This is a genomic window from Shewanella sp. 125m-1 (assembly GCF_052977065.1).
In genome coordinates this window covers 14,576-27,995 of sequence record NZ_JBRILT010000039.1, presented here as the reverse complement: position 1 = coordinate 27,995, position 13,420 = coordinate 14,576, and the positions used below count along the sequence as shown (strand labels likewise).

Genomic DNA, 13,420 nt, shown 5'->3' with positions numbered 1-13,420 from the left:
GCCTATAATAGCAGTCAATTTAACAAAATAACCCAGCTGACCTTGATTGTTTAGCATTTGTATCGCCGCTAGCATGTGGTTATATAGCATTTATGTTGAAAGTAGAATGCACTATAAGCTGACATTTACAAACAACCAGTGTTGGTAGCGCTGTTAAGGCAGATATTAAAAGCCAAAAGGTATGAAGGAAGCTGTGACGAAGTGAAAAAGTGTAATTAAATTGCTTTTGTTGTCGGGGATTGTTGAGCTGGTGCACGTACAACGACTTCAGCCCCTTCGGCAGAGAGTACTAAATCGATATCTTCCTCAGGGATGCAGCAGCAAGGAAGACACTCATCTTGTTCCAGTGTAACAAGTGGTTCACGAAAGTAGCTAACCTTACCGCTTTTTACTTTAGTTTTACACTGTCCACAAAAGCCACTGCGACATTCAGAGAAGATTTTGACTTTCTTTAGCTCTAATGCTTCAAGCAAGCTGATGTGTTGCTCAGTAAACAGCAACACAGGCATGCCTTGAAGGCTCACAATCGGAGCCTTCTTAAAGCGAGCTTGACTAAAGTTTTGTGACTTAAAGGTCAAAGTCAGAGAACTCATCATCATCGATAGAAGAATCGATTTGGCCAACAAGATAAGAAGAGACTTCTACTTCTTGTGGGGCTACTTGTACTGAATCACTTTCTAACCAGTTCTTCATCCATGGAAGAGGGTTGGTTTGCTCTGGATATGGCGATGCAAAATTAACGGCTTTCATGCGCTCGTTGGTGATGTATTCAACATACTGGCACAGAATATGTTCGTTTAGCCCAATCATTGAACCATCTTTGAATAGGTATTTAGCCCACTCTTTTTCTTGCTCAGCGGCTTTGATAAAGATATCGATAGCCGTCTGCTCGCACTCTTTAGCGATTTCAGCCATTTCAGGGTCGTCTTTACCAGCGTGCATGATCTTCAAGATATGCTGAGTGCTGTTTAGATGCAGGGCTTCGTCACGAGCGATAAGACGAATGATTTTCGCATTACCTTCCATGACCTTACGCTCTGCAAATGCGAACGAGCAAGCAAAGCTGACATAAAAACGGATAGCTTCAAGTACGTTGACCGATACCATACATAGGTAAAGGGCTTTTTTGATTTCACGTTTAGTGACTTCAATGATCTCACCATCAATTTCGTGACTACCTTCGCCCAACAAATGATAAGCCTGGCTCAGCTTGATCAAGTGATCGTAGTAGTTAGCGATATCACTTGCGCGCTTTAAAATCTCATCATTTTCAACGATGTCATCAAACACAACTGAAGGATCGTTAACGATATTACGAATAATATGAGTGTAAGAGCGCGAGTGAATAGTCTCAGAAAATGACCAGGTTTCAATCCAAGTCTCTAGCTCAGGTAGTGATACCAATGGCAAGAAGGCAACGTTTGGCGAACGACCTTGGATTGAATCAAGTAGTGTTTGATACTTAAGGTTCGAGATGAAGATATGCTTTTCATGCTCTGGTAGTGCCGCGTAGTCGATTTTGTCACGGCTGACATCGACTTCTTCTGGACGCCAGAAGAACGAAAGCTGCTTTTCGATCAGCTTTTCAAAAACTTCATATTTCTGTTGATCATAACGCGCTACGTTAACTGACTGCCCAAGAAACATAGGCTCTAGCATTGCGTTGTTAGGAGTTTGACAAAATGTTGAATAGGCCATTTTTCTATCTTCCGATAATGGGGGCTAAGCCCCCTTAAATTAACGTTTAATACTAATGATTAACTCTTGGGTTAAATCTTACATGCGCCGCCAGCGCAACTGTCATCTTCTTTCTCAATGGCAGTGATATCGTCATGACTATCTGAAGCCCCATCACGAGTATTGTGATAGTAAAGTGTCTTCACACCATATTTGTAAGCGGTTAATAAGTCTTTCAATAGTACCTTCATGGGTACTCTGCCACCCTCAAATCGAGTCGGGTCGTAGTTAGTGTTAGCTGAAATAGACTGATCGACAAATTTCTGCATCAATCCTACCAACTGCAAATAACCATCGTTATTAGGCATTTGCCATAATAACTCGTAGCTATACTGATATTTTTCAAAGTCAGGTACAACTTGCTTTAGCTGGCCATCTTTACTCGCTTTAACACTAATTAAACCGCGTGGTGGCTCAATACCGTTAGTAGCGTTAGAGATCTGTGAAGAGGTCTCTGATGGCATTAGCGCTGACAGGGTAGAGTTACGTAGACCGTGTGTCTTGATCTCTTCACGTAATGTTTCCCAGTCTAGATGTAATGGCTCGTCGCAGATCTTATCTAGATCACGCTTGTAGGTATCAATCGGTAAAATACCCTTAGCATAAGTTGTTTCATGGAACGAGGGGCAAGCACCTTGTTCTTGAGCAAGCTTCATAGAGGCTTTCAATAAATAGAATTGAATCGCTTCAAAAGTCTTGTGGGTAATGCCGTTAGCAGAACCGTCTGAGTAACGTACGCCTTCTTTTGCTAGGTAATTAGCGAAGTTAATTACGCCAATACCCAGTGTGCGGCGGTTCATCGATGCTTTTTCAGCAGAGATGATTGGGTAGTCTTGATAATCAAGTAAGTTATCGAGTGCACGCACGGCAAGATCAGCTAGTGGCTCAAGCTCCTCTAACTTCTTAATAGCACCTAAGTTCAATGCTGATAGTGTACAAAGTGCAATCTCACCGTCTGGATCGTTAATGTTATTTAACGGTTTAGTTGGCAAGGCAATTTCAAGACACAAGTTAGACTGACGTACAGGCGCAACCTTAGAGTCAAATGGACTATGAGTATTGCAGTGGTCAACGTTTTGAATGTAGATCCGGCCAGTCGAAGCGCGCTCTTGCATCATTAATGAGAACAGCTCTACAGCTTTTATCTGTTTTTTACGAATGCTGCTATCAGCTTCATATTTAAGGTACAGACGTTCGAACTCTTCTTGATCTTCAAAGAATGCATCGTACATTCCAGGCACATCTGATGGGCTAAATAAGCTGATCATGCCGCCCTGAATTAGGCGCTGATACATCACCTTGTTGATTTGAACGCCGTAGTCTAAGTGACGAATACGGTTATCATCAACACCACGGTTATTCTTTAATACCAATAGTGATTCAACTTCAAGATGCCACATTGGATAGAATAGGGTCGCTGCACCACCACGTACGCCGCCTTGAGAACAAGACTTAACCGCTGTTTGGAAGTACTTATAAAATGGTAAGCAACCTGTGTGGAAAGCTTCACCACCGCGAATAGGGCTACCTAGTGCGCGAATACGGCCTGCATTGACACCAATACCAGCACGTTGAGATACATACTTAACAATTGACGATGAGGTCGCGTTAATTGAATCTAGGCTATCGCCACATTCAATTAGAACGCATGAACTGAACTGACGAGTTGGCGTACGTACACCTGCCATGATAGGTGTAGGTAGCGAAATTTTAAATAATGAAGTTGCATCATAAAAGTCTTTAACGTACTTAAGGCGCGTCTCTTTGGGATACTTTGCGAATAGGCAAGCTGCAACCAAGATATACAGGAACTGAGCACTTTCATAAATTTCGTGGCTAACACGGTTTTGTACAAGATACTTACCCTCAAGCTGCTTTACAGCGGCATAAGAGAAGTTCATGTCTCGCCAGTGATCGATATAGGTATCAAGAATTTCAATCTCTTCTTGAGAGTAATCTTCAAGAATGTGAGCATCGTACTTACCGAGCTCAACTAAATTGACCACGTGGTCATAAAGCTTAGGAGGTTCAAACTGGCCAAAGGCTTTCTTACGTAAATGGAACACAGCAAGTCGTGCAGAAAGGAACTGATAATCAGGTGCTTCTGGTGAAATTAAGTCAGCTGCTGCTTTAATGATAGTCTCATGGATGGCTTCAGTTGCAATGCCGTCGAAAAATTGCAGGTGAGAACGGAGTTCTACTTCTGATACAGAGACATTATTAAGTCCCTTTGCCGCCCATTCAATAACGCGATGGATTTTGTCGAGATCGATAGTCTCACGTTCGCCACTACGCTTTGTGACTGTCATATTGCTATTCATTAAAGATAGACCTTGATTTTTATATTTATGAAAGTGACCAGTTCAGGTTCACCCTACGTTTCCCTGTAAACAAACAGTTTTTAACCGTAAAAACGGAGAGTTCCTTTTTGTTGACACAAACGACTTAATAGTGCCTGTTATTGTCACTCACACACAATATATGGTGTTTTGAGATTCAATAGCTACAAGATAGTGAGGTTATGGTATTTTTGCAAGTGGGAATTTATTGGACAAGTTGTGGATATCTTGGGGGTAATTGAACCTGTTAGTAATGGCTAACCCTTAAAGCTTGTTTTGATTTGATTTCCTCGGTGAAGAGTAATATTTGAGCAAATAAAAATGATCCATAAGATCGCTGCTAACTTGTGCGATCCTAACCGATCATTTGAGTACTTTTTTATGACGCTTAATAACTTAATTAACAAAGATTTTAAAGCAGCATATAAAGGGTGAATACGCTAGCGCTTATAGCAAAAAAAATCGGCTAAGCTGTCACCGTTTTCAAAACTTAAGTCAGCAGGCCAAAGACTCGGTTCGTCATCTGGTCCGATATACCCCCAGACCGCTAAACCTGAGATCATATTCGCCGCCTTAGCAGCGATAAGATCACGTTCAGCATCGCCTAAATAAAGAATATGCTCAGGTAAAACCCTAAGCTGCTGTGCTGCTAACAGCATAGGAGCTGTATGGGGCTTTGAATGTTGAGTGGTATCGCCGCTGACCACAGCAGGCATTTTTGCTGTTAAACCGAGTTTATCTAATAGAGGCCTTGCAAAGCGCGCTGGCTTGTTGGTGACGACCCCAAAGGGGATGGAAAGCTGGCTAAGCGTGTCCAGTAACCTATCTAACCCCTTAAATAAATCGCAATTATCTCCGTTAATCAGCTCATAATTGTCGAAAAGAGATTGCTGTAATGAAGGAATGCTTGCGTCATCAATGGCGGGGATGGCAGCTTTAATCATTGCGACACTGCCATGTGAGGCGCTCGCTCTAATGGCTTCAAATGGCACACGACTGTGACCATTCGCGGCTAAAGCCATATTAAGTGCCTCAATCATTTCTGGTGCCGTATCAGCGAGTGTGCCATCTAAATCAAATAGCACACCTTTAATAGTAAGTGCCTGTGCTTTAGTCATTTTTAACCGTAGCTATCATGTAGTTAACTTCAAGGCTCTTGGTGTATCTGAAGATGTCAGTAATAGGGTTATAGGTAATACCCACAGCATCTGTACAAAATAGCTCGGCGTTATCAGCCAAACCAATTAACTCTGATGGTTTGATAAATTTATTATGATCATGTGTGCCAACAGGCAACATCTTTAATAGGTATTCAGCACCTAGAATGGTTTCAACATAGGCACGGATGTTGCGGTTAATGGTTGAGAAAAACACAAAACCACCTGGTTTAACCATATCGGCGCAAGCTTGAATAACAGAGCTAGGGTCAGGAACATGCTCAAGCATTTCCATGCAAGTGACGACATCATAATGACCACGGTGTTGGTCTCTGTGTGCTTCAGCGGTATTTTTTACATAGTTAATCTCGACGCCTGTTTCTAGTGCGTGAAGTCTGGCGACATCAAGTGGTTCATCACCCATGTCTAGGCCAGTTACGTTAGCGCCAATTTTTGCCATGCTTTCAGACAAAATTCCGCCGCCACAGCCGACATCGAGAATTTGTTTACCAAAAATACCGCCTGCTGTTTGGTCAATATAGTTAAGGCGAAGTGGATTTAAGTTATGCAGTGGCTTAAATTCGCCGTTAGGGTCCCACCAAGTGGCGGCCATTTTCTCAAACTTCGCGATCTCTTGTGGATCAACATTATTATGTGTTTGCACTTAAATTACCTCAGAGCGAAAAATCTGTCTTTGGGCCACATTATAATGAATAGCACCAAGAAACAAAGCAGTTATGGAGCTGTTTGTTACTTATTGAACAAACTGAACAATTAATGCGCCTATGTCTTGATTTTAATCAAGTGAATTAGCTTTTTTGGCTTATTTAAAATGAATCGATATTTGGGTCTAGCGCCATAAAATAACTGTGTTAGAATGCCAAATCACGTTTTCAAGCATAGCTATTCTAGGAAATAGGAATAGCACGCTAAATTTCAGGGGATCGAGCAGTTTATGACTGATCTGGCTTCATCTATAACACCAATTAATATTGAAGACGAATTAAAAAATTCATACTTAGATTACGCTATGAGCGTAATTGTTGGCCGTGCACTGCCTGACGTTCGTGACGGTTTAAAACCGGTACATCGCCGCGTATTATTCGCCATGAGCGAATTGAAAAACGACTGGAATAAGCCTTATAAAAAGTCTGCCCGTGTCGTAGGTGATGTAATCGGTAAATATCACCCACATGGTGATACAGCGGTATATGACACAATCGTTCGTTTGGCCCAGCCTTTCTCTATGCGCTATCCACTTATTGACGGTCAAGGTAACTTCGGTTCAGTTGACGGCGATGCGGCGGCAGCAATGCGTTATACCGAAATCCGTATGGACAAGGTGGCACATCAGCTTTTAGCCGATCTAGAGAAAGAGACCGTTGACTTTGTGCCAAACTACGATGGCACCGAGTTTATTCCTGCTGTTTTACCTACACGGATCCCAACACTGCTGGTGAACGGTTCGTCAGGTATTGCTGTTGGTATGGCAACGAACATTCCTCCGCATAACATAAGCGAAGTGATTGCTGGTTGCTTAGCGCTAATCGAAGATCCTGCCTTATCTATTGAACAGCTGATGGACTACATTCCGGGTCCTGACTTCCCAACGGCTGCAATCATTAATGGCCGCAAGGGCATTATCGATGCATATAAGACAGGCCGTGGCCGCGCAGTGATGCGTGCACGTGCAGATATTGAAGAAGAGAATAGTCGTGAGCGTATTATTGTTCACGAAATTCCTTATCAAGTTAACAAAGCGCGTTTAATTGAAAAAATTGCCGAGCTTGTTAAAGATAAGAAAATTGAAGGTATCAGTGGCTTACGCGACGAGTCTGATAAAGACGGTATGCGTATTGTTATCGAAATCAAGCGTGGCGAAGTGGGTGAGGTTGTACTAAATAACCTTTATGCACAGACCCAAATGCAGTGCTCTTTTGGTATTAACATGGTTGCACTGACCAATGGTCAGCCTAAACTATTTAACCTTAAAGAGATGCTAGAGTGCTTTATTCTTCACCGTCGTGAAGTGGTAACGCGTCGTACGGTATTTGAACTGCGTAAAGCACGCGAACGCGCTCACATCCTTGAAGCGTTAGCGGTTGCATTAGCTAACATCGATCCAATTATTGCGTTGATTAAAGCCTCTCCAACGCCTGCTGAAGCAAAAGTTAAACTTGTTGCACAAGGCTGGGAGCTTGGACATGTTAAAGGCATGCTTGAAAAAGCAGGCGATGACGCAGCTCGTCCAGAATGGCTTGAACCAGAGTTCGGGATCCGTGACGACCAGTACTACCTGACTGAGCAGCAAGCTCAAGCGATCCTTGAACTACGTTTACACCGTTTAACCGGTCTAGAACATGACAAGATCATTGCTGAATATGAAGAGCTTCTAGAAATTATTGCTGCACTACTATTTATTCTTGGTAGTCCACAACGTTTGATGGAAGTGATTAAAGAAGAGCTTGAAGAAGTATTAACAAACTTTGGTGATGAGCGACGTACTGTTATTAACGCTAACGAAGTTGATATGAGTCTTGAAGATCTAATCAATGAAGAAGACGTTGTTGTGACGCTTTCTCACTTAGGTTATGCCAAATATCAAGTACTGTCTGATTACCAAGCCCAGCGTCGTGGTGGTAAAGGTAAAGCTGCAACTAAAGTGAAAGACGAAGATTTCGTTGAGAAACTATTGGTTGCTAACACCCATGATACCATCTTGTGCTTCTCTGATTTTGGTAAGATGTACTGGCTTAAAGTCTATCAATTACCATTGGCAAGCCGTACAGCTCGTGGTCGCCCAATCGTTAACCTATTGCCATTGGCTGAAGGTGAGCGTATTACTGCAATTCTACCTGTACGTGAATATGCTGAAGATAAGTACATTATCATGGCAACATCACACGGTACGGTTAAGAAAACTGCACTAACGGCTTACAGCAATCCTCGTGCAAACGGTATTATTGCGGTTAACCTAAAAGATGGCGATCAGCTGATTGGTGTTGATATTACCGATGGTAATGACGATATCATGCTGTTCTCTAACGAAGGTAAAGTTGTCCGTTTTAACGAGAAGGCTCGTAGCTCTGAAACTGGTGAAGTTAAGATTGATCCAGAAACAGGCGAAGAGGTTGTTGCGCTACGTGCTATGGGACGTACTGCAACGGGTGTGCGTGGTATTAAGCTGGAAGATGGCCAAACGGTTGTATCGCTAATCGTACCTAAAGGCGATGGTGCAATCTTAACGGTAACTGAAAACGGTTACGGTAAGCGTACTGATCTATCTGAGTACCCAGCGAAGAGCCGCGGTACTAAAGGTGTGGTTTCAATTAAAGTTAGCGAACGTAACGGCGCCGTAGTGGGTGCAGTACAAGTTGGCGGCAATGATGAAATCATGTTGATCAGTAACAAAGGTACCTTGGTAAGAACACCTGCTGAAGGTGTATCGACCATTGGCCGTAACACCCAGGGCGTTACTATCATCCGTACAGCGGAAGATGAAAAAGTCGTGGGCCTACAGCGTATCGATGAAATTCAAGTTCCTGAAGTTGAGCTAGATGAAGAGGGAAACCCAATCATCACTGAAGCGACTGCAGAAACTGAAGGTCAAGCTGATGTAAGCACTACTGATGTATCAGATGCAGCAGCGCAGAGCGATGAAACGCCAACAACTGAAGACTAATATCAAACAATTTGATGATTAATCTCAATAAAAAAGGATGCTATTGGCATCCTTTTTTGTTTTCGGCATCAACATAAATACAGGGGGACTTTTTAGAATCAAAGCTCTGCAATATACATCCCTTGAGTATTCTATATTGCTCTATTTATAGTATTAAATGAGGCGTCAATTACCTGCTTTATCGGCTTGCTTAAAAGCATCACGCCAAAACTCAGAGCTTAATTTCGCAATAACTCGTGACTCGCCATTTAATAACATAGCCATACCGATATTTAACTCTGGAGAGTAGGAAACTTCAGCGACATAACCAGCAACCCAGCCCGCATGATAAATAAGTGGTCGACCGTCAAACTCATATACGCGCCAGCCTTTGCCGTAATGGGCGCTATTAAGATACGCTCGCCAATCACGACGATGCAACTCTTTGGTGGTCTTGACCCCTGGGGTGGTTACATCTAGCAGTACCGTTTCACTGAGCACCTCAGGATTTTGGCCTAAATTTGCTATAAGCCATTTTGATAGATCAGTAATACTGGCATTAACACCTGCGGCGGGAGCCAGTTGATAATAATTTGATTTTACCTTTACTTGTTTAAAGCCATATTTTGTTTTGATATGAGGCTCTGCGCGATTGCTGGTTTGTTGAAAAGCGTTAAAGCCAACCGATGCGGTGTCCATCGCTAACGGCGAGAAAATGCGTTGTTGCAGTAAGTCTGAGTAACTGGATGCAGATTGCTGCTCAATTGCGGTTTGGATAAAGGAGAACGCGACATTTTGGTAGCCATAACATACGCCGGGTTTACAGATAGGGGTTAGCTCATCAAACTTGCTGATGATTTTAGTCACCTTGACGTTACTATCGACTAGGTTGTCATAACTATTGGGCATTAAGCCTGTGCTGTGGCCGATTACGTGGCCGAGATTAATTTGCTTAGCCATCTGCTGTTTAGCTAAAGTGAATTCGGGTAAATAGTTCACTATAGGTTGTTGCCAGTCTAACTTATTTTCTTCAACCAATATGCTCGCTAACGTACCTGCAAAGGTTTTAGAAACAGAAGCGAGTCTAAACACGGTATTAGCATTAACATTTTTGTTGCTGCCTTTGCTGCGCTTGCCATAACTGCTTAATTTGATCACTTTGTCAGCATCAACGATGACAAAAGCGCCGCCGGGCACTTTATTGACTTTTAACTCTCGATGGAAACGTTGTTTGAAGCTATCAGCAAGCGCCGTATATTGAGAGGGGGCGGCATAGGCATGATGCAGAGTAAAAGTCGCACCGATTGATAATGTGCCGATAACCAACATCGATTTAAAAAACATGGACAGATCCAATATGCCGTTAAAACGGTCTGTTTAGTATATTCGTTGCAACTTAACCAACTAACAATGCATGTTTATGCTGATTGCTATCTGTTATTGTTAAGTACAAAATATTAGGCTACTCGTTGTGTGAGTAAGTGGTGTATCTAAGTGAGTGGTGTCATCAATACTCACAATTCGCTACCCACAATTCGCTACTCACATCTAGCCTAGGTATTATTTTAACGATAATGCTAACAAAAGCAGTTATTAAATTTATAAATAGTGACTTGCTTACATCAACGTTAAGAGTGATTTTATTTTTATGTTAGCTTCTAAAGCGTTGGGATATAATGCTAAAAAGAATGCTAATACTCCACTATTTCTACTGATAATAATAGAAGGACAATACTGTGAGCGCGATTTTTAACTTCTGTGCAGGCCCTGCCATGTTACCCGCACCTGTAATGCAAAAGGCTCAGAAAGAGCTATTGAACTGGAATGACCAAGGTGTTTCCGTTATGGAGGTGAGTCATCGAAGTAAAGAATTTATCGCGTTAACTGAACAAGCTGACACTGATTTACGTCAGTTAATGGATATACCGGCCAATTATCACGTGTTGTTTATGCATGGTGGTGGTCGCGGCCAATTTTCGGCTGTTGTGAATAATTTTTTAGGCAACAATGGAAAAGCACTCTATTTAGTCGATGGTAGCTGGTCTCAGGCGGCGGTTGAAGAAGCAAAAAAAATAGCCGGTGAAGACAATGTTGATGTTATCGACATTGTCAGTGTTGTAGAGGGAAAGAAACAGATCTCGCTTCCTGACCTGACTCAAATTGATAAAGATTACCGATATGTACACTACTGTCCAAATGAGACCGTTGATGGTATCGAAATTTTTGAAAGCATTAACAGTCCTTGGCCTGTTATTGCTGATATGTCATCTAATATTTTGTCACGTACAATCGACGTGAGTCAGTTCGGGCTAATTTATGCTGGCGCGCAAAAGAACATTGGTCCATCGGGCTTAAGTATCGTTATTGTGCGTGATGATATGCTTTCTTTATCGAGCTTGCCGCAATCGTCAATTATGGATTATCGCTTAGCGGTTAAACATGACTCCATGTACAACACGCCACCGACGTTTGCTTGGTATTTGGCCGCAGAAGTCTTTAGCTGGTTGAAAAGTGTTGGTGGTGTTTCCCAGATGGAACAGATCAATATTGAAAAGGCTGCGCGCCTATATCAGTGTATTGATGAATTAGGTTTTTATGTCAGTGACGTTGCAAAACAAAATCGAAGCCGCATGAATGTCACTTTTAAACTGACAAATGCTGATTTAGATTCGAAGTTTCTAGAGGATGCAAAAGCTGCAGGCCTCGTAGCCTTAAAAGGTCATCGAAGCGTTGGTGGTATGCGGGCTAGTTTATACAATGCTATGCCATTGGCCGGTGTAGATGCGTTAGTTAACTTTATGAAAGCGTTTGCTGCGAAACATAGCTAGACATCGTTTAAAACTAAATCAAAAAAGCCGATAATAGCGATATTATCGGCTTTTTAGTTATTGTTCTAATGAGGTTCACGTTAAATTTAATCAAGCTTGAACGAATCGTTTACCTCTATACTAAGAAATCACTTTCGCAATTGATTCTGCGAGGTAATCAATATTCCCAGTTCCAATGCCTGCAATACTAATCCGGCTTGAGTCTACCATGTAGACGCTATAATGCTCTTGCAGTTCAGCAACCTCTGTTGGGGTTATCCCAAGAAAAGAGAACATGCCTTTTTGCTTGGCGATAAAGTCAAAGTTACGTTGAACGCCTTTCTCTTTAAGCTTATTAACCAGCATTACACGGTTACCGTTAATACGCTCACGCATTACGGTTAATTCGTTTAACCATTCTTGTTTTAGTGTGTCTGAACCTAAAATGGTTTCGACAATAGCAGCGCCATGAGCTGGCGGCATTGAGTAGATACAACGTACTACGTACAAAAGCACTGAAAATGCGATATCTGCGCGTATTGCATCACTGCCGATAATTGAGCAGGATCCAATTCGTTCACGGTATAAGCCAAAATTCTTAGAGCAAGAACTACACAGGATCATATTGTTAACCGCTGCAGCCATTTTACGCACGCCATAGGCATCTTCATCAACACCATCACCAAAACCCTGGTAAGCCATATCGATAAGAGGAGTGAAACCTTGTCGACTGGTGAGTGAAATAATCTCATCCCACTGTGATGGACTTAAGTCCATACCACTTGGGTTATGACAGCATGCATGCAGTAGCACAACATCTTCTTCGCTCACCTTGGCCAAGGCGGCTTTCATCTCGTCAAACTTGAGTGACTTTGTATCGTAGTTATAATAGGGATAGGTTTTAACTGTGATCCCCGCCGCTTCAAACAGGCCAGTATGATTTGCCCAAGTAGGATCGCTAACCCAGAGTATGGCATTTGGATTGCATCGCTTGATAAAATCAGCAGCAACTCGAAGTGCCCCAGTACCGCCAGGGGTCGACACTGTACGAACTCGGTTGGCTAAAATAACCGGGTTATCTAAACCAAAAGCGAGCTCAGTAATTAACCTGTTGAAATCACCTGAACCTGTAGGGCCGATGTAAACTTTAGTTGACTCTGTCTCTAATCTAAACTTTTCTGCTTTTTTAACACAAGACAAAATTGGGGTGTGACCCGACTCATCTTTATAGACTCCAACACCTAAGTCTACTTTTTGGCAATGGTCATCTTCACGATATTTAGTCAGTAACCCAAGGATTGGATCGGCAGGCATAGCGGTCAATTTGTTGAACATGGCTCCATTTACCTTCTCTGTTGTTGGCTGTTTTATTGATCATTATCTTTATTAACTTAGAGTAACGTATATAACCTAGCGATGAACAGTATTGCGGTATATTTTGATCCTGAAAGTTGTTGGAATATTATGATTCCACTTAAAGTTAATAGGTAATAATTGGCTGTTGTAAGCCGAGTGAAACTGTGAATTATTACTACTTGAGTATAATTTGTCTTGTAAAGGATGATTTTTATAAAAAAGTGTTGAATCCTGCGCAGCAATGAGTAACTTTATATCTACGAAGTTCAAACAAACGCGTAGACGGCTGTCATTTTGTCGTGATGACCTTAAATCCTATCAAATTAGGAGTAATGCTGTCTTGCATGAACATCTACTGTTAAC

General features: G+C 42.1%; 9 protein-coding genes. 2 read left to right on the top strand and 7 right to left on the bottom strand.

Going from position 1 to position 13,420, the window contains the following annotated elements; genetic code table 11:
• Window positions 1–215: 215 nt before the first annotated feature.
• From yfaE to ubiG, 5 genes are all read right to left on the bottom strand, one after another.
• Window positions 216–599, bottom strand: a complete 384-nt coding sequence (gene yfaE / locus ACVBIK_RS15660; protein WP_447159344.1) for a class I ribonucleotide reductase maintenance protein YfaE — start codon at window positions 597–599, stop codon at window positions 216–218.
• Window positions 568–1,698: a class Ia ribonucleoside-diphosphate reductase subunit beta gene (nrdB, locus tag ACVBIK_RS15655; RefSeq protein ID WP_447159343.1), complete on the bottom strand. Its 1,131-nt coding sequence runs from the start codon at window positions 1,696–1,698 to the stop codon at window positions 568–570. Before nrdB ends, yfaE begins: the two co-directional genes overlap by 32 nt.
• A 71-nt stretch (window positions 1,699–1,769) precedes the next feature.
• Window positions 1,770–4,058: a class 1a ribonucleoside-diphosphate reductase subunit alpha gene (gene nrdA / locus ACVBIK_RS15650; RefSeq protein WP_447159342.1), complete on the bottom strand. Its 2,289-nt coding sequence runs from the start codon at window positions 4,056–4,058 to the stop codon at window positions 1,770–1,772.
• A gap of 458 nt (window positions 4,059–4,516) precedes the next feature.
• Complete coding sequence (locus ACVBIK_RS15645; protein WP_447170049.1) at window positions 4,517–5,194, bottom strand: HAD family hydrolase; 678 nt, start codon at window positions 5,192–5,194, stop codon at window positions 4,517–4,519.
• The gene (ubiG, locus tag ACVBIK_RS15640; protein ID WP_447159340.1) at window positions 5,187–5,897 is read right to left on the bottom strand and encodes a bifunctional 2-polyprenyl-6-hydroxyphenol methylase/3-demethylubiquinol 3-O-methyltransferase UbiG; all 711 of its coding nucleotides are present in this window, start codon (window positions 5,895–5,897) and stop codon (window positions 5,187–5,189) included. The genes ACVBIK_RS15645 and ubiG overlap by 8 nt, the downstream gene beginning before the upstream one ends.
• A gap of 291 nt (window positions 5,898–6,188) precedes the next feature.
• Here ubiG and gyrA point away from each other — a divergent pair, with 291 nt between their 5' ends.
• Window positions 6,189–8,915 carry a DNA gyrase subunit A gene (gyrA, locus tag ACVBIK_RS15635; protein ID WP_447164535.1) on the top strand — a complete coding sequence of 909 codons (2,727 nt, stop codon included), beginning with the start codon at window positions 6,189–6,191 and terminating at the stop codon, window positions 8,913–8,915.
• 165 nt (window positions 8,916–9,080) lie between these two features.
• Here the strand turns inward: gyrA and ACVBIK_RS15630 are convergent, their stop codons facing one another.
• A complete protein-coding gene (locus ACVBIK_RS15630) occupies window positions 9,081–10,238 on the bottom strand; it encodes a serine hydrolase domain-containing protein (RefSeq protein ID WP_447170048.1) in 1,158 nt (385 codons plus the stop codon).
• A 392-nt stretch (window positions 10,239–10,630) separates the two neighbouring features.
• On the opposite strand from ACVBIK_RS15630, the gene serC reads away from it, so the two are divergent.
• On the top strand, window positions 10,631–11,722 hold the full coding sequence (serC, locus tag ACVBIK_RS15625; RefSeq protein ID WP_447159337.1) for a 3-phosphoserine/phosphohydroxythreonine transaminase: 1,092 nt from the start codon (window positions 10,631–10,633) through the stop codon (window positions 11,720–11,722).
• 120 nt (window positions 11,723–11,842) lie between these two features.
• Here the strand turns inward: serC and ACVBIK_RS15620 are convergent, their stop codons facing one another.
• Window positions 11,843–13,036, bottom strand: coding sequence for an amino acid aminotransferase (locus ACVBIK_RS15620; protein WP_447159336.1), 1,194 nt, complete (start codon window positions 13,034–13,036; stop codon window positions 11,843–11,845).
• Between the last annotated feature and the right edge of the window lie 384 nt (window positions 13,037–13,420).

Excerpts from the sequence above, each read along its gene's own strand:
- yfaE (WP_447159344.1), bottom strand. The coding sequence starts at position 599 with ATGATGATGAGTTCTCTGACTTTGACCTTTAAGTCACAAAACTTTAGT.
- nrdB (WP_447159343.1), bottom strand. The coding sequence starts at position 1,698 with ATGGCCTATTCAACATTTTGTCAAACTCCTAACAACGCAATGCTAGAG.
- nrdA (WP_447159342.1), bottom strand. The coding sequence starts at position 4,058 with ATGAATAGCAATATGACAGTCACAAAGCGTAGTGGCGAACGTGAGACT.
- ACVBIK_RS15645 (WP_447170049.1), bottom strand. The coding sequence starts at position 5,194 with ATGACTAAAGCACAGGCACTTACTATTAAAGGTGTGCTATTTGATTTA.
- gyrA (WP_447164535.1), top strand. The coding sequence starts at position 6,189 with ATGACTGATCTGGCTTCATCTATAACACCAATTAATATTGAAGACGAA.
- ACVBIK_RS15630 (WP_447170048.1), bottom strand. The coding sequence starts at position 10,238 with ATGTTTTTTAAATCGATGTTGGTTATCGGCACATTATCAATCGGTGCG.
- ACVBIK_RS15620 (WP_447159336.1), bottom strand. The coding sequence starts at position 13,036 with ATGTTCAACAAATTGACCGCTATGCCTGCCGATCCAATCCTTGGGTTA.